Source organism: Pedobacter roseus (assembly GCF_014395225.1).
Classification (GTDB): Bacteria; Bacteroidota; Bacteroidia; order Sphingobacteriales; family Sphingobacteriaceae; genus Pedobacter; species Pedobacter roseus.
The window spans coordinates 5,469,737-5,493,177 of sequence record NZ_CP060723.1 but is presented as its reverse complement, the minus strand read 5'-3'; the positions used below and the strand labels follow the sequence as shown (position 1 = coordinate 5,493,177).

At 39.4% G+C, this 23,441-nt stretch carries 20 protein-coding genes and 1 pseudogene; 6 read left to right on the top strand and 15 right to left on the bottom strand.

Annotated elements, in window-relative coordinates; translation table 11 throughout:
* Positions 1–76: 76 nt before the first annotated feature.
* A complete protein-coding gene (locus H9L23_RS22690; protein WP_187592445.1) occupies positions 77–691 on the top strand; it encodes an FMN-binding negative transcriptional regulator in 615 nt (204 codons plus the stop codon).
* A 336-nt stretch (positions 692–1,027) separates the two neighbouring features.
* Here the strand turns inward: H9L23_RS22690 and H9L23_RS22685 are convergent, their stop codons facing one another.
* The 8 genes from H9L23_RS22685 to miaB form a co-directional block, all read right to left on the bottom strand.
* Positions 1,028–2,032: an inorganic phosphate transporter gene (locus H9L23_RS22685; RefSeq protein ID WP_394355225.1), complete on the bottom strand. Its 1,005-nt coding sequence runs from the start codon at positions 2,030–2,032 to the stop codon at positions 1,028–1,030.
* Positions 2,033–2,044: 12 nt separating this feature from the next.
* Entirely contained in the window at positions 2,045–2,686 is a 642-nt protein-coding gene (locus tag H9L23_RS22680) for a DUF47 domain-containing protein (protein WP_186828578.1), read from the bottom strand.
* 633 nt (positions 2,687–3,319) lie between these two features.
* The gene (locus tag H9L23_RS22675) at positions 3,320–4,345 is read right to left on the bottom strand and encodes a sensor histidine kinase (protein ID WP_187592444.1); all 1,026 of its coding nucleotides are present in this window, start codon (positions 4,343–4,345) and stop codon (positions 3,320–3,322) included.
* A 119-nt stretch (positions 4,346–4,464) separates the two neighbouring features.
* The gene (gene secG, locus H9L23_RS22670) at positions 4,465–4,827 is read right to left on the bottom strand and encodes a preprotein translocase subunit SecG (RefSeq protein WP_187592443.1); all 363 of its coding nucleotides are present in this window, start codon (positions 4,825–4,827) and stop codon (positions 4,465–4,467) included.
* 16 nt (positions 4,828–4,843) lie between these two features.
* Entirely contained in the window at positions 4,844–5,992 is a 1,149-nt protein-coding gene (locus H9L23_RS22665; RefSeq protein ID WP_187592442.1) for a hypothetical protein, read from the bottom strand.
* 74 nt (positions 5,993–6,066) lie between these two features.
* Positions 6,067–6,582 (bottom strand): LptE family protein, encoded by a 516-nt coding sequence (locus H9L23_RS22660; RefSeq protein WP_317175270.1) that lies wholly within the window; start codon positions 6,580–6,582, stop codon positions 6,067–6,069.
* A gap of 71 nt (positions 6,583–6,653) precedes the next feature.
* Positions 6,654–7,901, bottom strand: coding sequence for a sigma 54-interacting transcriptional regulator (locus H9L23_RS22655; RefSeq protein ID WP_187592441.1), 1,248 nt, complete (start codon positions 7,899–7,901; stop codon positions 6,654–6,656).
* A gap of 69 nt (positions 7,902–7,970) precedes the next feature.
* Positions 7,971–9,386, bottom strand: a complete 1,416-nt coding sequence (gene miaB, locus H9L23_RS22650; RefSeq protein WP_187592440.1) for a tRNA (N6-isopentenyl adenosine(37)-C2)-methylthiotransferase MiaB — start codon at positions 9,384–9,386, stop codon at positions 7,971–7,973.
* A 523-nt stretch (positions 9,387–9,909) separates the two neighbouring features.
* On the opposite strand from miaB, the gene H9L23_RS22645 reads away from it, so the two are divergent.
* From H9L23_RS22645 to H9L23_RS22630, 5 genes are all read left to right on the top strand, one after another.
* The gene (locus H9L23_RS22645) at positions 9,910–11,697 is read left to right on the top strand and encodes an AsmA family protein (RefSeq protein ID WP_187592439.1); all 1,788 of its coding nucleotides are present in this window, start codon (positions 9,910–9,912) and stop codon (positions 11,695–11,697) included.
* 67 nt (positions 11,698–11,764) lie between these two features.
* Positions 11,765–12,922 (top strand): hypothetical protein, encoded by a 1,158-nt coding sequence (locus H9L23_RS26730; RefSeq protein WP_246474763.1) that lies wholly within the window; start codon positions 11,765–11,767, stop codon positions 12,920–12,922.
* A gap of 44 nt (positions 12,923–12,966) precedes the next feature.
* Positions 12,967–13,578 carry a hypothetical protein gene (locus tag H9L23_RS26725; protein ID WP_246474762.1) on the top strand — a complete coding sequence of 204 codons (612 nt, stop codon included), beginning with the start codon at positions 12,967–12,969 and terminating at the stop codon, positions 13,576–13,578.
* Between the two features lie 49 nt (positions 13,579–13,627).
* Positions 13,628–14,182: a LemA family protein gene (locus H9L23_RS22635; protein WP_187592438.1), complete on the top strand. Its 555-nt coding sequence runs from the start codon at positions 13,628–13,630 to the stop codon at positions 14,180–14,182.
* On the top strand, positions 14,182–15,135 hold the full coding sequence (locus tag H9L23_RS22630) for a DUF3137 domain-containing protein (RefSeq protein ID WP_187592437.1): 954 nt from the start codon (positions 14,182–14,184) through the stop codon (positions 15,133–15,135). Before H9L23_RS22635 ends, H9L23_RS22630 begins: the two co-directional genes overlap by 1 nt.
* A 176-nt stretch (positions 15,136–15,311) precedes the next feature.
* Here the strand turns inward: H9L23_RS22630 and H9L23_RS22625 are convergent, their stop codons facing one another.
* The 7 genes and pseudogenes from H9L23_RS22625 to ypfJ all read right to left on the bottom strand — a co-directional run bounded on the left by H9L23_RS22625 (position 15,312) and on the right by ypfJ (position 23,168).
* A complete protein-coding gene (locus H9L23_RS22625; protein ID WP_187592436.1) occupies positions 15,312–15,677 on the bottom strand; it encodes a response regulator in 366 nt (121 codons plus the stop codon).
* A 19-nt stretch (positions 15,678–15,696) separates the two neighbouring features.
* Entirely contained in the window at positions 15,697–16,281 is a 585-nt protein-coding gene (locus tag H9L23_RS22620) for a chemotaxis protein CheB (RefSeq protein ID WP_187592435.1), read from the bottom strand.
* Positions 16,266–17,084 (bottom strand): CheR family methyltransferase, encoded by an 819-nt coding sequence (locus tag H9L23_RS22615; protein WP_187592434.1) that lies wholly within the window; start codon positions 17,082–17,084, stop codon positions 16,266–16,268. The genes H9L23_RS22620 and H9L23_RS22615 overlap by 16 nt, the downstream gene beginning before the upstream one ends.
* A gap of 3 nt (positions 17,085–17,087) precedes the next feature.
* Positions 17,088–17,459: a response regulator gene (locus H9L23_RS22610; RefSeq protein WP_187592433.1), complete on the bottom strand. Its 372-nt coding sequence runs from the start codon at positions 17,457–17,459 to the stop codon at positions 17,088–17,090.
* 17 nt (positions 17,460–17,476) lie between these two features.
* The gene (locus H9L23_RS22605) at positions 17,477–21,067 is read right to left on the bottom strand and encodes a response regulator (protein WP_187592432.1); all 3,591 of its coding nucleotides are present in this window, start codon (positions 21,065–21,067) and stop codon (positions 17,477–17,479) included.
* An 18-nt stretch (positions 21,068–21,085) separates the two neighbouring features.
* Positions 21,086–22,219, bottom strand: coding sequence for a sensor histidine kinase (locus H9L23_RS22600; RefSeq protein ID WP_187592431.1), 1,134 nt, complete (start codon positions 22,217–22,219; stop codon positions 21,086–21,088).
* A 110-nt stretch (positions 22,220–22,329) separates the two neighbouring features.
* Positions 22,330–23,168, bottom strand: a pseudogene (gene ypfJ, locus H9L23_RS22595) (KPN_02809 family neutral zinc metallopeptidase).
* Positions 23,169–23,441 lie beyond the last annotated feature (273 nt).

Here is a 23,441-nt window from a genome sequence, read left to right as displayed (position 1 = left end):
CAAAGAACACAGAGGATAATATCAGCTTAGTGTTCCCGGTGAAACCTTCTTTTCTCTGTGGTAAAAATTACAACCAATGTACAAGCTCCCACATTTTACAGCTAATAATCAAGATGAAATTCTTGAATTTATGCACCAGAATACTTTTGTAACCTTAATTGGTTTCGATGGCGAATATCCTGTTGCTACACAAGTACCGGTTAAAACGGTAATTGATGGTGAATCGATAAAACTGATTGGCCACGTTATGACCAAAACCGACCATTGTAAGGCCTTTGAACAAAACCCAAATGTAATGGCCATTTTTACTGGTGCCCATGCTTACATCAGCGCCTCCGTTTATGAAAAGCCGGCTTCGGTATCCACCTGGAATTACAAAACTGTTCAGGCTAAAGGCATTATCAGGCTGATGAGCCCGGAAGAAACCTACCAGGCCATAAAAGAGCTGACCAATAAATATGAAGATCCGGAGACAAGTCCGGCTGCATTTAATAAAATGGATGAGGACTATATCCAGAAACATTTAAAAGCGATTACTGGCTTTGAAGTTTTAGTGAAGCATATTGATCATGTTTTCAAAATGAGCCAGAACCATTCAGCTAAAAACCAGGAAAGTATTGTGGCAAATCTGGAGAAAAGTGATGATATATTTGCAAAGGAAGTAGCGAAAGAGATGAATAAAAATTTGTAAGTAAGTCTATTATTTTACCACCGAGTCACACCAAGAAAAGGCACAGAGGGCGCTGAGAAGCGATCTATGTCAGTGTCTGAGCGGAGTCGAAGACTAGCCACGGAGACACAGATTAACACGGAGTAGTTTTCGCTTATTGAGCTCTCTCCCAAAGTTCGGGAATGCGCTGCAGTTGGGATGACCTTCTCTGTGTTACTCGGTGTAAAATTCCGTGGCCTCTGTGGTAATACAAAGTCGCTTTGCGAAAAACTTAGCGTTCTTTGCGTTAAAAAATGTGAAAACGAAAAAAGACCAAAGCTAATGCCTCGGTCTTCGAATATATAAAGGATTTTGTTTTTATTTAAAGAAGTGGATTGCAGCATAAATAATGGCTGCTAATGTAGCTGAAACCGGGATGGTTAATATCCATGCCCAGATTAAGTTGATGGTTACCCCCCAACGAACTGCCGAAACACTTTTTACCACGCCTACCCCAACAATCGAACCTGTAATGGTGTGTGTAGTAGAAACCGGAATACCGAAATGCTCTGTGATTCCCAATGTAATGGCACCTGCACCCTCGGCAGCTACACCTTCCAATGCGGTTACCTTGGTGATTTTCGATCCCATTGTTTTAACGATTTTCCAACCGCCACTCATGGTACCTAACGATATTGCCGAATAACAAGATACCGGAACCCACCAAGGCATGGCCTCGAAATTTGGAATAACCTTAGCGGCGATTAATGCTGTTGCAATAATACCCATAACTTTTTGGGCGTCGTTACCACCATGGAAGAAACTTAATGCTGCAGATGAGATCAGCTGCAAACGTTTAAACCATTTCTCTGCTGTTGCAGGTTTAGCATTACGACAGATATTAATAATAATAAGTGTTAAAACAACTGAAATGACCAATCCGATTACTGGCGCAAGTACAATAAATGAAACGATTTTAATTACATAACCCATTTCTACAGCAGCAAGCGGACTCGCTCCGATTAACAAGGCATGTGTCATACCCGCACCGGCAAAACCACCAATAAGCGTGTGAGATGAACTTGACGGGATACCATACCACCATGTTAAAAGGTTCCAGATAATTGCGGCGATTAAACCTGCCAGGATAACTTCTAATGTGATATAACTTTCAATTACTGTTTTTGCAACCGTATTGGCCACTTTGTGGTCGGTAAAGTAAAAGTAAGCCGCGAAATTAAAAAGCGCAGCCCACAAAACCGCCTGAAAAGGCGTAAGAACTTTCGTAGAAACAACTGTTGCGATCGAGTTAGCGGCATCGTGAAAGCCGTTAATGTAATCGAAAGCAATAGCCAGAATTACAACAATAACCAATAAGACCATGTTTATTTTTTATTAAGCGTTTTTAACCAAGATAGTTTCAAGCACATTCGCCACATCCTCACACTTATCTGTCGCTTTTTCTATCGTTTGTAAAACCTCTTTTTGTTTAATTAATTCAATCGCATTGGTTTCGTATTCAAATAAACGGGCAACCGCTAATGTAAATACATAATCGGCCTGGTTTTCGCCACTGTTAATGCGGATACAGGCATCAGCAATTACACGGATGTTTTTGAAACTGCGTAATTCTTTAATGGCTTTATCAATATCAGTACACATCTCTACCAAAAGTTCGGCGATTTTAACAATCGGCTCGTTAATGGTATTCATATTATACATTTGCATACGGTTTGCAGTTCCGTAAATATAATCGGCAACATCATCAACAGCAGTAGCCAGTTGGTGAATGTCTTCTCTATCAAATGGAGTGATAAAGTTCCTGCTAAGCTCAAGAAAAATCGAATGGGTAATATCGTCACCAACGTGCTCTAAGCGTTCAATCTCTTTAAAAATTGTTTTTCTGCTTTCAGCATCACCTGTACTAACCATTTCTAAAAGGGTTTCGGCAATCTTTAATGCATTGCTACCAGCTTGTTCGAAAAGTGGATGAAACTTTTTGTCCTGAGGCGTAAAGAACTTAAAAATATTGTTCATGTTAATTTTTAATATGTTGCAAAGCTACAAGCCCAATGTTAAGTTAATGTTAATTCATTAATTATATTAAGAAATTATTACCTGTTTTCGTTACATTTTATTGCTTTCAACTTTCTTTTAGGTATTTGATAATGAAACCGATAAAGGTTTAGGAAAATAATAAAGGTAATTCGGAATGGTTTTGAGGTGATCCGTGAAATAGAAACACGCAGCAACTTCCGCTGGACTATGGAGAACGTTGCTACTGAAGAATTTTTAGCCACAGATAAACACGGATTTTATACCTGCGATTAAATTATATTCACTCGCAAAAACAAAAAGTTGTTCGTGGAGACACGAACCACGGCTATGGAAGACATCCTGGTACATCTCTTTCCGTGCTTCTGTGTTTCCGTGGCGAAAAAAAAGGTTCGTGAAGTATACGAACCACGGCATTTTAATTATTAACCACAGATGCACACAGATAAACACGGATATACCTTTTTGCATCCTTTTTTATTTGTGGTTATTTATTTATATCACTCGCGAAGGCAAAAAGTGTTTCGTGGAGACACGAACCACCGCAAAGAAATGAAGACCTTCACTCAGTGTTCTTCGTGCCTTTTCTCTTTCACTCTGTGGTAAAATTCCGAGCTATCCCCCCTTTTGCAACGTAAATGCAAAGGTTGTACCAATGCCAGGCGTACTTCTTACTGAAATGGTTTGCTGATGGGCTTCTAAAATGTGCTTCACAATCGCCAATCCTAAACCCGTCCCACCCACTTCTCTTGCTCTATGGGTATCGATGCGGTAAAAACGCTCAAACAAGCGCAGCAGGTGTTTTTCTTCAATCCCAATACCATTATCGGTAACCTCAATTAAAACCTGATCATGAAGTTCGAAAATTTTGATGGCTGTTTCGCCACCATCCACACCATATTTAATGCTGTTTACGATCAGGTTAATCAACACCTGACGTACTTTTTCCCTATCGGCTAACACAGGGGTTAGTGCAGTATATTTATCTTTAAAGAAAAGCTTAATGTGTTTTGCCTGTGCACGGTCTTCGAGGTTTTCCATCACCTCTTTAGCCAGTTGCACAAAGTCGAATTTTTGATAGTTAATGGGCGATTCGCCGGTTTCGAGTTTCGAAATCACATCCAGATCGTTGATCAGGTAACTTAATCGCTCTACATTGTTTTCTGCCTTTTTTAAAAACAGCACGGCCTGATCAGGATCATCCACTAAACAATCCTGCAGGGTTTCGATATATCCCTGGATCGCAAATAAAGGTGTTTTGAACTCGTGTGAAACATTGGAAAGAAATTCCCTCCTAAATTGTTCCTGTTTTTTTAAAAGATCTATTTCTTTTTTCTTGGCTCCGGCCCATTCTTTCACCTCATGTTCTACATCGTTAATCGGATCAGCGCTTACATATTCGCCCAGTGCATCCTTTAAATCTTTACCTAATTTAAGGTTATGGATCAGCTTGTAAATCAGTTTGATTTTAGTGTAAATGTATTTTTCGAGCAGGTAATAAAAAACCAGAAAACTACACAGAAACGATACACCAAAAGAAATAGCCAGGTAATACCAGCTATGCTGAAAATAAAAATTAACCATCCCGATGGATAGGCCCACGGCAAGAGCAGTAAATAAAACCAGCACACTTAATTTCATGTTGCAATTTAAGATTTTTATGTTAAATGTGTGTTAACAACCATTTCTATTGCAATAAATGCCGAAAACAAAAAAGCTTTCCCTTTTGAGGAAAGCTTTTAAAATAAGTTGATTATAAATTATTTCTTTGTAGAATCGCTTTTAGCTGGAGCAGGAGCTGCCGGTTTAGTGCTGTTCAAACTTCCGCCAATTGGAGATGGTGATGGCGTTTTATCTAAACGTTCCTGAATAGCTGAGTTTCCAACTGCCGCAGAACCACCACTGGTTTTAGCAATTGTAGTAACAGCAAGGGTTAATACAACGATTACGGTTAACAATACCCACGATCCTTTTTCCAAAACATCGCCAGTACGTTGTACACCAAACATGTTGCTGGTGCCACCGCCTGTAGCTAAACCTCCACCTTTAGGGTTTTGTATTAAAACAAACAAGCCTAAGGCTACACACGCAATAATTAATAAAATGATTAAAAAGGTTACCATGGTAATATTATATTTTTTAAAATTTCTTTTCTATAGATTGGATAAGGTCGGCAAAGTAACGGCTTTTTTCCGGATATTTCAAACTTAATTTTTTATAAGTATCTATGGCTTTGTGGTAAAGCATCTGTTCGATATAAATTTTGGCTAAAGTCTCCGAAACGAGGTCGTAATTGTCTTCTGCACTCTTCTTTGCTTTGTTTTCACTATCAATCTGCTCTGGTTTTGGCGGCCTAATGGTTGGGTCTTCTTTTAAAAAGCGCTCAATAATTTCTGCACCCTTAGCATCTTTAACTTCGGCAGCAGGATATTCGGCCAAATGATCTGCCACCTCAAAAGGGGTTTGGATATGGAAAATATGCTCCACGTATTGCTGCTGAAACTCGGCACGATCCTGTTGCTGATTATTTTGTGGCTGTGGTTTTAATGGCCCTTGTTTAGCTGGCGCATAAGGCTGAAAAATCTGCTCATGCTCTTTACGTGTTTTAGCCAGCCACCATAAAAAGGTATATGGAAGTTTATCGTCGTTATACTGCGAAACAAAACTGTGTTCCGGATCGTCAGGTATGACCGTTTCTATTTGTGGTGCCTCTGTTACCACATCGGTACTCATTTTCTGCTCAAACGCAAAAAAATCTACAGCGGCAACACTTTCTATAAACGAATCATCTACAGCAGGCCAATCCATTAATTGATCGGTGACCGGAAGGTAATCTGGCATTTCTACCTCAGCTATTGATTTTAAAGGAGAGGTTTCACCAGGACTAATTTCACCAATCTCTTCAAAAACTTCCTGTTCATCATGATTATCTTCGGCAACAGTAGGATCAGTTTCAGCTAATTGAACCGGATTTTCAATTGCAGGCTCAATAACTTCCTCAATAACCTCTTGCTCATCAGCATCATGAGCTACAGTTGCCCCGTTATTGCTAACCGGCAATTCCTCTTCATCATAAACAGGAACCATATTTAACACATGGAACAATACATGTCCCTGACCATATAATGCGGCCTTAGGCACAAACGATGCATTGGCCTTGGCTAAAAGTAAATGGATGGGCTGTGAATACGGAAATTGCTGAACCATTTCCTGCAACATGGATGCATGCTCTGGCCTAACCTTTCCAGGTTGCGCAAGTAAATCTGCCAGTAGCTTTTTGTTATCCATTATCGAGGTTTGCCGCTAAGTTAAAAAAATGTAGCCGGGTTTTTAAAATTTTGTCTCTTACAATCCTGCTTTATTTACCACTGCGCAAAGGCACGGTTAAAAATATCTTCCGATAATTGCTTGTTAATGTTTTCGATAGCACCCGGCAACAGGGTTTGGATCGGTGCGCCATTTATCGGGAAATCGAAAAATTTGGTAAAGCTTTCTTCAAAACTTTCTTTTTCGTGTTCTTTTAGGTTGTTTTTATACTTTACAGAAACCGTAATGGTTAACCTGTTTGCTCCTGAAGTAGGTGTAGCACTGTTTTGAAGGGCTACGGGTTTGATATCATAACCTGTTATTTTACCCTCAAATGATGCATCGCCTTCACCAGTTGGCGAAATAATCAATTTGGTTTGATTACGGATACGGGTTTTTAACGATTCGGTAATCTGGTTGCTCAGGGTAGGTACCACAAGCGGCGCATTGTTTTCGAATACACGCACCACCACCGTTTTTAATCCTGTTGTAGAGGCTCCGCTAAATTTATAAGAACAGGCGCTAAAAACCGAAGCAAGCAGGATTAAGGCAAATATTTTAATTTTCATCATGATTGAAAAAATGTTATCTAAATTATGGAAAACGTGCTTTTGGTGGAGATTGATATCAGCTGTTGGGGAAATTACAGATTTAATTCTTTAATCTTCCTGTACAAGGTACGTTCTGATATACCCAGCTCCTGAGCTGCAAATTTGCGTTTGCCTTTATGCTTTTTAAGTGCTTTTTTTATCAGATCCGATTCTTTATCAACCAGCGAGAGCGATTCTTCAACCTCTTCTGCCTCGTGCGCAAAATAATCGTTATTGTTATTATTGTTAGCGTTGTTATTTACAGGGTTTGGATGCTGGATGGTAAAAGCATGCTCCTGCCCCACCGGCAATTCTACATCACGGTACAATTGATTAATATACTGCGGATTATCAGCTAAAACAGTAGCGGTATTACCACCATGCTGGATAATTTCGGCAACGAGTTTTTTAAGCTCAACCATGTCCTTTTTCATATCGAAAAGCACTTTATACAAAATATCACGTTCTGTAAAATCTTCTTTCGACTGCGAGTTGATGGCCATAGGCAGGTTACTGCCAGCCTCATTAGGGATATAGTTTAATATGGCCTGGCCGGTAACATTGCGCTCTTTTTCTAACACACAGATCTGCTCGGCAATGTTTTTTAACTGACGAACATTACCTGGCCAGCTGTAATTGGTTAAAATCTGAATGGCATCAGGCTCCAGGTGTAAAGCCGGACTACGGTATTTATCGCTAAAATCGGCAGCGAATTTTCTGAACAACAGGTAAATATCTTCTTTACGCTCTTGCAAAGCCGGTATGCGCAATGGAACGGTATTTAACCTGTAATATAAATCCTCGCGGAATTTTCCGTTTTTAACACGGTTGTATACATCAACATTGGTGGCGGCAATAATGCGGACATCAGTTTTCTGCACCTTAGATGAACCTACGCGTAAATATTCGCCGCTTTCCAAAATACGCAATAAACGGGCCTGAGTACCTAGAGGCAGTTCGGCTACTTCATCTAAAAAGATGGTACCGCCATTTGCCACCTCAAAATATCCTTTACGGGCTTCGTGCGCACCGGTAAAGGATCCTTTTTCGTGACCAAAAAGCTCAGAATCTATTGTTCCTTCGGGAATAGCACCGCAGTTTACCGCAATAAAGGCACCGTGTTTACGGGCACTCATTTGATGGATAATCTGCGAGAAAACCTCCTTACCACTACCACTTTCACCGGTAATTAATACCGACATATCGGTTGGTGCTACCTGGCTTGCAATATCTATGGCACGGTTAAGTAAAGGCGAATTGCCAATTATACCGAACCGCTGTTTAATATTTTGTGTATCCATTCTTTAGATTTGAGTATTGAGATTTGAGATATCAGACCTTATGTCCACTACCTCTACCCTCAACCTTTCTTAAACTATTTTCCCGATCAGCGTAGCTGAAGTACATTTTTCGATCAATACATTGGCGTATTCACCAGGTTTAACACCTTCGATGGCAGGAAAAATAGCCATTGCGCCACTGTCGCCCCTTCCGCAATAATCAAGATCTGATTTTTTAGAAGTGCCTTCAATCAGTACGCGCACGGTTTTACCTACCCATTCCTGTAAACGCATTAACGAATGTGCCTGTTGTTTGGCCAAAATTTCGGCTAAACGGCGTTTTTTCACCTCTTCAGGAATATCATCTTCCAGTTTACGGGCCGCTAAAGTTCCCGGTCTTTCCGAATAGGTGAAATTATAGGCAAAATCATATTGCACATAATCCATCATGCTCAGGGTTTCCTGGTGCTCTTCTTCCGTTTCGGTGCAGAAACCTGCGATAATATCGGTAGAAATTGCACAACCAGGAATAATATTTCGGATGGCATCAATGCGGTTAATGTACCACTCACGGGTATAAGTCCTGTTCATTAATTCCAACACACGGGTATTACCAGATTGAACGGGCAAGTGAATGTAATTACAGATGTTATCGTATTTGGCGATGGTATATAAAACCTCGTCAGTAATATCTTTTGGATGTGAAGTAGAGAAACGCACCCTTAAATCAGGGCTAACCAAAGCAGTTTGCTCCAACAATTGGGCAAAGTTTACGGTTTCTGTTCCATCTTCAGAGGTCCAGGTATACGAATCCACATTCTGACCTAAAAGCGTCACTTCACGGTAGCCTGCTTCAAACAATCCTTTTGCTTCTTCCACAATCGAATGGGCATCGCGGCTACGTTCGCGGCCACGGGTAAAAGGCACCACACAGAAAGAGCACATATTATTGCAACCTCTGGTGATGGAAATAAATGCAGTGATTCCGTTGCTGTTTAAACGAACCGGACTGATATCTGCATAAGTTTCTTCGCGTGATAACAACACGTTAACAGCTTTATGCCCGCTTTCTACCTGTTCAATTAAATTAGGCAAGTCGCGGTAAGCATCTGGCCCAACCACTACATCAACCAAACGTTCTTCTTCTAAAAATTTAGATTTTAAGCGCTCGGCCATACAGCCCAATACCCCAACAATTAATTTCGGGTTACGGCGTTTTTCTACCCCAAATTGCGATAAACGATTTCTTACCCTGGTTTCGGCGTTTTCGCGGATAGAGCAGGTATTAATGAAGATCACATCTGCCTGATGGTAATCCCCGGTGGTTTCAAATCCAGTTTCCGAAAGAATAGAAGCAACAATCTCGCTATCAGCAAAATTCATGGCGCAGCCATAACTTTCGATATATAATTTACGGGCATCGGCTTTTACTGGCGCATCTAAAATTAAAGCTTCACCTTGTCTGGCTTCATCATGCGTCTTATCTGGAACTTGTAAATCAATCATTATTTAAAAACTTTTGGGGATTGCAAAAATACATAAATTTAATTAAAAGTGACAATTTGACATATTTTGTTTAAATGTTTACAGTGGGATTATGATCTGCGGTTAGCGACATTATGGTTTCCCATTCTTACGGACTGAGATAAAAAGTTTTTGGAAATGTAAGGTTCGTTGTTAATGGCGGACTTCAGTCCCGCCACCGCTTCTGCCCCAATTGAAAAAATTGTGGCATCCCGCTACGGTCGGGTTACGTTACAACTGTTCTTGCGGCTATGAGGGGTTTCCATGCCACAAGCCTAACCAAATTAGCCCTTGGCGAAGCGGTACCCTGCAGGCCATTAGGCACGACGGCCAAAGCTTACAAGCGAAGCAAAGGAGCAAACAATGTTACTTATACCGCCTCTGCGCTCCAAAAGCAATTTTAACAATAAAATAATTTAACAATACGCTGCCCTTTAGTCTTTTCGCTTTCTATCAAAAAACCTTTCGCGTTTCCATCTGTTACCTATCGATAAGCCATCCCCTTATGAACACGCAGAATAGAAATAAAATTTGGACCTGGATAGGAAGTATATTCGGCATACTGGTATTAATTGTAGCGTTTGGCGCCATGCTTTTAAGCGCCAGATGGAAACCTATACTTAGCGAAAAAATAAAAGAGGGCGTTTACAATGGCTCTCACCATTTGTACCGGATCGATTTTAAAAGCATTAACTTGAATGTAATTACAGGCAGTTTGGCCTTAAGGGACGTTACGCTAATGCCGGATACTTCGGTTTTCGACAGCCTGAAGAAAAAACAACTGGCACCCGCCCATACTTTCGAACTTAAATTAAAAAAACTGCAGATTACGAGGGTTGGAATATTAACGGCCTACTTTAAAAAGCGGATAGATGTAAATGAAATTCTTTTACAGCAACCCTCCATCAACATGATTTTTAATAAGGTTACCAGGAAACCCGATACCATAAAAGATGAAAAATCGCTTTATGAGCAGATTTCGAAAACCTTTAAATCGGTACATGTTAAAAGCATTAAAATTGTAGATGCTGATTTCGATTACATCAATAAATCCTCGGCTAAAAAGACCAAAAACTCTATTAAACACCTGGATATTACCGTGAAAGACTTTTTGTTGGATTCTCTATCCGGCAATGATACCACGAGGTTTTATTATACCAAAGATGTCTCTTTTCAGCTGGCTGGTTGTAAATCGGTCACTAAAGATAAAATGTACTCGATGAAGGTTGATACAATTAAAGGTTCTACTTCATCAAAAAAAATTACGGTTAAAGGCTTTAAACTTACCCCCCTATATGACAAACTGACTTTTGCGCGCAAATATAAGGTACAGAAAGACCGCTATAATTTAGGTTTTGAAAAGATAGAATTTAATGGAGTCGATTTTATTGGCTTAAATACTAATCAGAAACTATACGCAAAATCGCTAAGGATCGGACCGGCCAATGTTGAAGTATTTATGAGCCGCGAATCGCCACCGCCACCGGGTTTTGATAAAGGTCAAAATTACCCACACCTGGCGCTGAAAAGGTTAAACATGCCAGTGTTAATAGATACCGTGAAGCTGAGAAATGTAAGCGTAAAATATTCGGAATTTAATCCAGCGAGCAAAAAAACCGGTTCAGTTGATTTTAAAGCAGTTACCGGAAATATCTTTAATGTAACCAATGATAGCCTGCAACTCAGCAAAAAGAACCATGCAGTGGCTGATTTAAACACACTTTTAATGGGATCGGGGAAACTGAACGTAAAAATTGATTTTAACCTTACCGATAAGAATGGTGCTTTCAGTTATAGCGGAAATTTGGGCAAATTCTACCTTAAAAACTTAAATCCGCTATCAAAATCATTGGGATTGGTCGAAATTGAAAGCGGCGACATCCAGCACATTGATTTTAAGGCGAATGGTAATTTAAGATCGGCAACAGGATCGATGAATATGCTGTACACCAATTTAAAAGTTAAACTGTTATCGGATAATATTGATGGGGAAGGCACCAAGGAAAAAGGATTTTTATCTTTTTTAGCGAACGCGATCCTGGTTAAAGATGAAAATCCACTAAAAGGTGAGGCACCAAGAACAGCAACGATGACCAATAACAGGATTAATTCGGCCTCGTTTTTTAACCTGATGTGGAAGACCGTTTTTGTGGGCATAAAAGATATTGTAGGTGTTGGCATTGTACCCGAAAAAAATCCGGTAAAACAGCAAAAAGTAATTGCCAAGAAAATAAGGGAACAAAAACGCTCTGACAGGAAAGCGGCAAGAAAAGCGAGAAGGGAAAAAAACTAAGCGCACATTTCTGTAATTTATGTTATAAGCGTATATTGCTGATAAAAACACAGCCTACCCTTTTTTAATGCCTGATACAAAAAGATACCGTTATAAAGCTTTGAAATGGATTGCGGGTACATTACTCGGTATTTTTATCGTACTCGCCGGTTTAACCTGGTTTTTAAATATAAAATCGCGGCCAATATTAACCGATAGAATAAAAACACTCCTTTACAAATCGACTGACAGTTTATATACGATAAGTTTTACCAAGGTATCAACCAATGTAATTACGGGCAATGCTACTTTACAAAATGTAAAAATAACGCCCGATACTAACCGTTTTAAACAGCTTATTGCCTTAAAAAGAGCACCTAACAACCTTTATACCGTTTCATTAAAAAAACTGGTGGTGAAACATTTTCACCCTTTAACCTTATACCGCGAAAAAAAGCTACAGCTGGAAGAGATCATTTTTGATAAGCCAGAGGTAACCATGGTTAACCGGCAGTTCGCATTTAACGAAGGGCGTGCACCAAGGCCAATTAAATCGCCTTACGATATCATTTCCAAAAACCTGAAGGAGTTTAGCATTAAAAGCATCCGTTTTAAAGATGTAAGCTTTAAATATGTGAATAAAAATGTGCCCAATTCGGTACCCTTCGATATTGACGACCTTAATATTACCTTAACCGATCTTTTAGTCGACTCTACCTCTGCTGATGACCCAAGCCGATTTTACCTGTTAAAAGATATTGTTATCAACCTCAATAACTATGTGTACCATACACCTGATAAAATGTACGACATTAAGCTTGATCAGCTTGATTTTAGGGCTACTACAGGTAAACTAAGGGTTAATAGCTTTGCGTTGGTTCCATTGTATGATGAAATGAAATTCGGCAAGGTTGCGGGATACGCGAGAGAACGCTTTGATATTGGCATGCGCGATATTATACTCAATGGCATCGATTTACCGCTTTACATCAGCAAACAGGAGCTCTGGGCAAAAGAAATGGCTATTTCTAATGGTTTTATATCCGTTTTTAACCAAAACGGCCTCCCAAATAAACCACAGGAAAATAAGATCGGTAAATTTCCGCACCAGCTTTTACAGTTGCTTAAAGCGCCGATACTGGTACAGAAAATCCAGCTGAAAGATGTAAATGTAAATTATTCAGTTTTTAATAGCGAGAGCAACCAGAGGGGCGGATCAGTTTTGAAAACACCTCTGGAATTATAAAAAACGCCACCAACCTGGATAATATTAAGGCCATAAATCCAATTATGGAGGTTAACCTGAATACTTACCTGTTTGGCCAGGGAAAACTCGATGTAAATTTCAAATTTAACCTCACCGCAAAAGATGGTGAATTTTCTTACAATGGGGTTTTACATAATTTTAACGCCAGGGTATTAAACCAGATTACCAAACCACTTGGTCTGGTACGCATTAACCGGGGCAACGTTGATCAATTGAAATTCAACTTTAAAGCGAACGATTCAGGTGCAAAAGGCACGGTGGCCTTTTCTTATTACGATCTTTCTGTGGCACTGATGAAAAACGACCCTGAAAAAGATCATCTGGTTACCCGTGGATTTCTTTCGTTTTTGGCCAATGCGCTCATCATCAAATCCGAAAATCCTGGTGCAAATGGAAAACTGGTTGCTGTAGCTGTTAATTACAGCCGGCCATCAAACACCTCATTTTTTAACCTGATCTGGAGAAGCCTTTTTACCGGCATAAAATACAGCATTGGCATTACCGAAGAAAAACAAAAAGAAGTGCAGGAGCATATCGCACGTTTTAAAGCCATGCGGGCCAGTCATAACTTACGGGTACAAAAAAGATTAGAGCGCAGGCTGCAAAGGGAACGAGAACAAAATGAAAAAAGGTAGATTTTGTAACCTTTTCTTATATTTATTCTCTAATTCCTAAATCTAAATTATGATCATCGTTATTATTATTGTAGTTATACTTCTAATCGGCATTTTTTTCTACAATTCGCTAATTGCAAAGAAAAATCAGGTCACCAATGCATTCTCAGCTATAGATGTAATGCTTAAAAAACGTTTTGATCTTATCCCAAACCTTGTTGAAGTGGTAAAACAATATACTACTTATGAGCAGGGTACCTTAACCAAGATTGTTGAGCTAAGGGCAAAAGCAATTTCCGGGAATGTAAACAATGCAGAAAAAGCCGAACTGGATGCCCAATTGAGTAGCAGTATAAAAGGCTTAATGGTAAACGTAGAAAACTATCCCGATTTAAAAGCCAATACCAACTTTATCAACCTGCAAACTACCTGGACAGAAAGCGAAGAACAGATTGCAGCAGCAAGAAGAACTTACAATTCGTCGGTAACAGATTATAATAATTCGATTATGATGTTTCCCGGCAGCTTATTTGCCGGCATATTAAACTTCCAGCCTATTGCTGTACTGGAAACTGCTGCAGAAGAACGTAAAAACATCAGCGCCAAAGAACTTTTCAATAATTAATGTTTAATACTGAAAGCAATGTAGCCTTACAGCAAGTTTTGGCTGCATTGGAAGAGCAACGAAAAAACATTGCTGCCGGTCAGAAAAAAGGCTACTTCATCATTGCAGGCGGAATAGCCATACTAATTCTGGCCTTTGTTTTGGGTTTTCCAATTCCAGGTTTTATTGGCATTTTAGCTTTAGGCATATTTGGAGGTATAAAACTCTCAGGTGCTTATTCAGCACAGCGTATTTATAGCGATAAGTACAAGCGTAACGTGATAGGCACTGCGCTTAAATTTATAGATCCAAGCCTTACCATTGAGCCGAATAATGGTATTGGGGAAAACGAGTTTAGGCACTGCCAGCTTTTTAACACCGATCCCGACCGTTATAAAACTGAAGATTTAGTGATGGGCAGGGCTGGCAGAACAGGTTTTTACTTCGCAGAAGTACATGCTGAATATAAAACGGTTGAACGTACGAAAGAAGGAACCAGAACCGAATGGCATGAAATTTTTAAAGGGATTATTTTTGTAGCTGATTTTAATAAAAACTTTAACGGCATTACCATAATAAGGCCAAAAGATTTTGGATCCGCTTTTGGTGCGTGGTTTTCAAAAAACCTGTTTTCCATCGGCAGCAATGATGTAGTTAAACTGGAAAATGCCGATTTTGATAAAACTTTTGTAACCTACGGATCAGATCAGATTGAAGCAAGGTACATCCTTACTCCGGCAATGATGGAAAGAATTTTAAACCTTAATCATCAATCGAAATATTCCATCAGTTTATCGTTTATCGAATCAAGAATGTATATCGGTTTTCCGCTGGCAAGAAATTATTTCGAAGCTCCTGTTTTTAAATCCTTATTGGATCCAGCTATTATGGATGAAGATATCACCGCAATTAAATTTATGTACGATATTGTGAAGGAGCTTGACCTGAATACGAGGATTTGGGGGAAGAACTAATAGATTTGAAATAAAAAAGTAGTCATCTCAACTCGAATTTAGTGGAATGGATAGATTTAGCTTTGCTGAGCACTCCGTGGTTCTCAACTTCGTTGCACCCGATAATTATCGGGTCCGCTGGAAATGACGAACTTTCACAGCCACTAAAAACTTCACATATTTAACAAAGGCATGCGCTAGCTTAAATGTTTTTTAACAATTTCTTCCAACGCAGCAATATCAAAAGGTTTCGATAAATAACTATCAGCCCCTGCCTCATCTGCAAGCGAAGAAATATCGTTATTTGCCGAAAAATAGATTACAGGAATATGTTTTAGGTCAGGATGGCTTTTTAATGCCCTGGTAGCTTGTATGCCGCCTAAATCGGGCAGCCAGTTATCCATAAATATCAGGTCGGGCATATACTCTGCCACCTGTTTTTCTATATTATTGGCATTTTCAGATGTTTTTATCTCATATCCGGCATCTTCCAAAATAAATGTACATAGATCAAGGATATCCCTGTTATCATCAAAAACAAATACTTTTTTTGCAACTGTCATATTAACCTCCGAAAGCAAATTAATTATTTAAATTATTTATAAAATCAGCCATATCATAGCTGTCCAACACCACATTTGGTTTTACCCCTAATACCGCTTGCTGTGGCATATACGGCATGATGGCGGTATTTGGATTTTGTATAACCACTTTCCCCCCATAATTGTTTACACTTTTTAATCCTTCTACCCCATCAGCGTTTGAACCTGAAAGCAAAATGCAGACCAGTTTTTCTTTAAATACCTCAGCGGCTGATTGAAAGGTAACATCAATAGATGGCCGGGAATAATTTACTTTTTCCGAATAATCTAAAGAAATACTGCAATCATCTTCTATTAATGTGTGATAATCTGCAGGGGCTATAAAAACTTTCCCTGCGGTTAAAAGCTCTTTTTCTTCTGCCTCTCCAACTTTTAATGTTGTACGGCTTTGCAACAGGTCGGTTAAAAGCGATTCGTTACTGGCCTTACGGTGTATCACCAACACGATCGGAAAACCAAGATCTTTCTTTAAATTAGGGAAAATTTCGAGCAGCACATCCAAACTACCGGCAGATCCGCCGATAATTAATGCTGCGCATGGAATAGAATTTACAGTTTGCGCCATATTTTCTCCATTTTTACGCGTTTGTACTCTTTGGCTTTTGGCCAAAACTCCAAACTTTCCTTACTACCCAAAGCAAGGTAACCTAATTTTTCGATGCTTCCGTCAAATAGGTTAAATACTTTGTGTTGCAGCTCTTTATCGAAATAAATTAACACATTTCTACATAAAATAAGCTGAAATTCGTTAAATGAGTGATCAGAAACCAGGTTATGGGTAGAAAATATCATTTTACTGTTTAACGTTTCATCAAATTTGGCCAGCGAATAGTTTGCCGTGTAATAGGTAGAAAAATCTTTCAAACCACCCGATTGCAGGTAATTTTCGGAATATTGTTTCAGGTAATTTAAGGGGAACATGCCTTTTTTTGCCTTTTCCAAAACAGATGGATTAATATCTGTTGCATAAATAAGCGATTTGTTAAGCAGGTTTAGTTCCTTTAATACAATAGCAAGCGAATACGCTTCTTCACCGGTAGAGCAGCCTGCTACCCAGATCCTGATAAATGGATAAGTACCCAAAACAGGAAGTACATCATTCCGCAGGGCCTTATAAAAAGAAGGATCGCGGAACATTTCGGTAACGTTAACGGTAATTTCTTCTAAAAACCGTTTAAAATACTGCTTATCTGATTTAATGGTATAGCGGAACTCCGCAAAGCTTACAAAATTATCCAGTGCGTAAAGACGTGTAATCCTCCTTTTTATTGATGCATGCGAATATTCAAGAAAATCATAACCATGAGTTTCAAGCACATCATTTAACAGGAGTTCAACCTGGTAGTTATCTATCGCATCACCTATCACCTGTTATTTTGTAAAATTTTCTATCTGTAACAATAATTCATCAACATTTATCGGTTTCGATACGTAACCCGAGGCACCGGCAGATAAGCAACGCTCTTTATCGCCCACCATAGCTTGTGCAGTTACCGCCAATACGGGTATATTCTGCATTTTGGCCGATTTTTTCATGGCCGCAATGGCCTGGTAACCATCCATATCGGGCATCATCATATCCATTAAAACAATGGCAACGTTATCGTGCTTTTCCATAATGGAAAAACCTTCCTGAGCACTTATGGCAGATAAACAATCAAAACCTTTGGCCTTTAAAACAGCTTTTAAGGCAAAAATGTTTCGGTTATCATCATCAATAATGAGAATTAATTTTTGAGGCATATTTTAATAAAAATGGGTTATGATTTATGATGATTTTCGTAAAGCCAAACGCGTAAAAGCGAGATCAACTGGTCCATATCCACCGGTTTACTGATATAATCAGAAGCACCTGCGGCAATACATTTCTCCCTGTCGCCCATCATGGCTTTGGCTGTTACAGCCAAAACAGGGAGGTTACGGTATTTAATATCCTGTCTGATGGCAGTTGTTGTTTCGTAACCGTCCAGTTCAGGCATCATCATGTCCATTAAAACCACATCAACTTCAGGACTTTCGTTCAACAACTTAAGCGCCTCTTTTCCATCAGTGGCAGCGATTACCTTCATCTGGTGCTGTTCTAACATTTTGGTGAGCGAGAAGATATTGCGTACATCATCATCGGCAACAAGAACCGTTTTTCCGACCAGTACATCCTGTAATTCTGAGAATTTTTTAGGCGCTTTGTCTTTTTCCTTACTTTTTTCTTCCACCAGGTGAAGGAATAAACCTGCTTCGTCTAAAATGCGCTGGTAAGAATGCGCCGTTTTTACCACAATCGAATCAGCATATTGTTTAATGCGGTTTTCTTCACCTTTTGAAAGGTTTTTACCTGTAAAAATAATAATCGGAAGATTTTCCAGTCCAGGGGTTTTCTTTACCACTTCCAGTGTTTCGTAAGCATGTTTATCCGGGATACCCATGTCCAGAATTACGCAGTTAACCTCTGGTTTGTGTAAAGCCGAAACACCTTCCTGCACCTGCGTTACAATTTCTGTCTGGATATTAAAATTGCTTAAAAAGTAACTTAAAGCTTTGGCATGTTGCTCATTTTCTTCAACAATGAGTACTTTTTTAGGATGACGGCTTAAGGCATGTTCGAGTTTAGAAAAAATCTCCTGCATGTGCTCAAAAGCAAAAGGTTTATTGATAAAATCGACTGCTCCTTTTAATAAACTTTCTTTTTTAACCTGCAACGACGACATAATGTGCACCGGAATGGGGCGCGTTGATGGATCTGACTTCAACTCTTCCATTACCTGCCAGCCATCTTTAATAGGCAACTGGATATCGAGTAAAATGGCAAGTGGTTTAAAGGTTTTCGCCATTTCGATCCCCACATCGCCACGAACGGCAACCAGGCCTTTATAATGTCTTTTACGGGTAAAATCTAAAAGTGTTTTGGCAAATGGGGTATCATCTTCCACAATTAAAATCACCTTATCATCCGGCTGGATGTTATTGCGGTCGTCGTCAATCTCCTGTGGAATATTATCAACCGTTAAGTGGTTTACTTTTTTAACAACAGGTTCTGCAGGAGCCACTATTTCTGGTTGTTCCAAATTGGCAATTGCGCCATCAAAACCTTTATTTTTATCAATAGGCAGGGTTAAGGTAAAAATACTTCCTTCGCCCTCTGTACTTTTTAGATCGATGTAACCACCTAGTAATTTGGCCAGCTCCCTACTGATGGAAAGCCCCAGGCCTGTACCTCCAAATTTACGTCGGGTAGAGCCATCTGCCTGCTGAAAGGCTTCAAATACCATGGCCTGTTTCTCTGGCGCAATACCCACACCGGTATCGGTAACTTTGAATACCAGGGCGCCCAGTTTATCATTTTTACTGATGTTTAAGGTTACCGAACCAACCGTTGTAAATTTAATGGCATTTGATAACAGGTTCTTGATGATCTGCTCTAAACGCATTTTATCGGTATGGAAAAACTCCGGAACATCTGCTGTTTTATCAATCACAAAGTTGAGGTTCCGCTCTTTTGCCAATGGATTAAATAACGAACGCATGTTGAAGACGATGTCGTCAACTTTAATGTTCATCCTATCCAGCTCCATTTTACCGGCTTCAATTTTAGAAAGATCCAGAATCTCGTCGATTAAGCTCAATAAGCCCTGGCCCGAACTTTGAATCACCTCTGCATATTCCTGATGTTCGCGGTCCATGGCTTCGTTTTCGGCCATTAAACGCGATAACAATAAGATCGAATTTAGCGGTGTTCTTAGCTCGTGCGACATGTTGGCCAAAAACTCCGATTTATACCTTGTACTCAACTCTAAAGCTTCTGCTTTCTGCTGAATTTCGATATTTCTTTCTTCAATCAGTTCATTTTTCTCTTCCAGCAAACTGCTTCTTTCTTCAAGCTCCTGGTTGCTCTGTAACAGTTCTTCCTGTTGTACGCGAAGCTCTTCTTCACTGGCCTGAAGTTTCTGTGCCTGTGCTTCAAGTTCTGCGTTTAACCCTTCAAGTTCGCTGTGCTGAACCTGTAATTCTTCTGATTGTGCCTGGGTTTCTTCTAATAGCTGCTGTAATTTCTGACGGTTCTGTGCACCTAATAATGCGGTACCCACATCAGATAAAACCAGGTTTAAAAAGTGCAACTGCAGATCTGTATATTTGGTTATAGAACCCAACTCCAAACCACCGATGGAAATTTCGTTTCTAACAATCGGCAATACGATTAACTGGGCTGGCCTAATGTTCCCGGTAGCGTGTGTAATGGATAATTCATTTTGTGGCACATCCTCTAACAAGATAGATTTGCCCGTTTTAACTACCTGACCAATTAAACCCTGACCAATTTCTAAGGTTTCGGTTAAGTTCTGACCTTTTAAAGCATATTGACCTTTTAAATGCAGGTAACCATCATCTTTAAATAAATATAAGGCCCCAATCTGGCTCCTGGTATAATTGGCCAAAAATTCGATAATATCTTCTGCTAAATGGAAAACATCTTTTTCACCAACCATTTTCACATTCAGGTTGGCCACACCAGTTTGTATCCATTCGTTCTCTTCCAAAGTATCGAAAGATTTTTTCAATGAATATGACATAGTATTCAGCGATTCTGACAGTTCACCAATATCATCCTGGCTTTGGCTATCGAGTTTTACACCATAATTACCATTAGAAATCTGTTGCGCAATTTCTTTAATGGCCGCAATACGTTTCTCCATCTCATACTTCTTATCCTCAATTTCTTTTTGAAGCTTAACACGTTCATCAAAATCGATAGATACTTTTCTGTAAAAGAACAGGGTAATGAGTATGGCAAGAACCGCAGCTATTAAAATCAGAATCGGGGTATAAGAGGTCAGTTTGTTCAGTTCTACGGTTCGTCTTTCGAGTAGCGTACGCTCTTCTTTAACCATACGGTTAACAACGTTGCGGGCCTGATCCATATAGGTTTTACCTTCTAAAAGTACCGTTGGATCGATCTGTCCGCCCAATGATTTAATCTCTATTGTTGAAGAAATGATATTCAGTCTGCGGGACAGGATATTTCTTAATTCAGCAACATTTTTCTGCTGATTGGCATTGTCTTTCGTTTGTGCCTCTATCCTGTTTAAAGCAGCCATTGCCGTGTCGGTAGAGCCGTAATAAGGCTGCAGAAATATTTTGTTTCCCGTTAAAAGGTAACCGCGTTGTCCGGTTTCAGCATCTTTTAAGGTAGAAATTACACCTTCAGTAGTTAAAATCACTTCATCGCTATGTTTCACCAGTTCGGTACTTTTAATCAGGTTGGTGATGCTGATATAGGAAGCCAAAGAACTGATAAATAGAATAATTAGCGACAGGCCAAGGCCCAAACGTAAATTATTTTTAAGAGTTGTTTTCATTATATGGATTAAGGATAATTAGATCTGATTTTTAAGGATTTCTTCTTCGGTAGTGGGAACGATAAAGTAAAACTCCGATCCTTCATCGGGAACACTATTTACGCCAATGGTACCGCCATGGCGGTTAATGATTTCGGAGCAGATGTACAAACCGATGCCCAGGCCGTTAAAGCGGTTGCTGTTTTCTTCTACCCGGTAAAATTTATCAAATATTTTATGCTGCTGTTCCTTAGAAATACCTATTCCAAAATCTTTCACAGCCAGATAAAGTTTTCCATCTTTAATATTGATGGTTACATTAACCTGATTGGTACCCGGCGCATATTTGATGGCGTTGGTAATAAAATTAATCACTACCTGTTCGAGGCGCATTTCATCACCAAAAATCATCTCTTCTGTTTTGCCGAGTTTGGTGATCTTGAAATCAGGGTTAGACTGCTGCAACATCTCGATGGCGTTGTTTACCATGTTATCGGCACAAAAGCTTTTCATGTTAAACTTCATCTTGCCGCTTTCTATTTTAGAAATATCAAGCAGGTCAACAATAAGGTCGTTCAGTTTTTCGAGCTGGATGCTGGCTTTTTCGAGGTGATTTTGTGCCATGGTTTTATCATCCCTGTTTAAGCTGCGCTGTAATAACTGGATGTAACCTTTTACACTGGTTAAAGGAGTTTTTAACTCGTGACTGGCAATACTGATAAATTCGTCTTTTTTATGTTCGGCCTGCTTTCGGAATTCAATTTCTTCCAGCAGTTTTTCCTGTACTTCGTTTAGTTTTCTGTTCTGCTCGTAAATGCGGTAAAATGTTTTTATTTTAAGCAATAAAACATTAATATCAACAGGTTTGGTAATATAGTCCAATCCACCGCTGAGGTATCCTTTGGTAATAAATTTTAGCTCTGTATTTACGGCTGAAAGAAAAATAATGGCGGTATCTTTTGCTTTACTGAAACCTGAAATGGCTTCTGCCACCTCGAAACCGTCCATATCGGGCATCTGCACGTCGAGAATAATCAGGACGTAATTATTTTTAAGAACTTTTTTTAGCGCTTCTTCGCCAGATGATGCGGTATCAACCTCAAAATTATGTGCTTGGAGTACTTTTTGTAACGAGATCAGGTTTTCAGGCCTGTCATCAACTATAAGGATCATCTTTATTAAAACAAATAAGAAGCCGGGATAATTATGTTTGGTTTTGAGACAAAAATCTCATTAACTGTAAACAAACAATATTGATTGAAAAAAGTTTTAATTTTTTTTTATTAATTATTTGAATTGAAGGTATCGCCTTGTTTAATATCCCCGGTTTCGAAACCTTTTTTAAACCAGTACATGCGTTGCGCTGAGGTACCATGGGTAAAAGAATCTGGCTGTACATCGCCTGTAGCCTGTTTTTGCAATTTATCATCGCCAATGGCATTGGCTGCTGTAAGGGCTTCTTCTATATCTCCCGCGTCTAATTTAAAATCTTTAAGATTTTGTGCATTGTGTGCCCAAAGTCCGGCAAAGAAATCGGCCTGTAGTTCCAATTTAACCGATAGGCGGTTATATTCTTTTTCGCTCACTTGCCCTCGGGCCTGATCTAGCTTTTCTGATATACCCAATAAATTCTGTACGTGATGGCCAACTTCGTGCGCAATTACATAAGCTTGTGCAAAATCGCCGGCAGCGCCAAAACGGTTTTTCAATTCGTCGTAAAATGACAAGTCGATATATACTTTACGGTCGCCAGGGCAATAAAAAGGACCCACATTGGCGCTGGCATTTCCACATGCCGTTTGTACAGCATCGCGGAATAACCTTAATTTAGGGTACTCGTACTGCTTGCCCATGGCCTGGAATTCTTTATCCCACACCTGCTCAGTAGATTCTAAAACCCCGGATACAAACTGTGCCTGCGGATCGTTGGCCGGCACGCCTTGTTTTACTTCTTCAGTACCCGTGCTGGCCGGAATCTGGCTTACCACACCGGTTAAATCCTTTCCGAAAATTAAGCCGAGTACAACAATGATAATACCAATGCCACCACCCAGAACGGTTTTGCCTCCACCCCACTTCTGCCGTCTTCTACATTATTACTGCCTTTACCAAACCACTGCATAGTTTATATTTTTAATTTTTATTAAATAACCTTAATAATAAGCCAATTGTTAGAATAAATGTAAAAATATTTTTGTTATTTACTCTTTTGGGTTGTGGTAAAAAATGGCTTTGTCTTCGATCATATAAAAAAGGCATTCATGAGGCATCATAAATAAAAATTAACGCTCACATTTTTGCCTGAATTTATATTGCTTATGTGGTATAAAAAACACGAGCGATTACCATATAAGCCATATAAGAACATATTAGCTCAAGGCCAACTTACACAAGC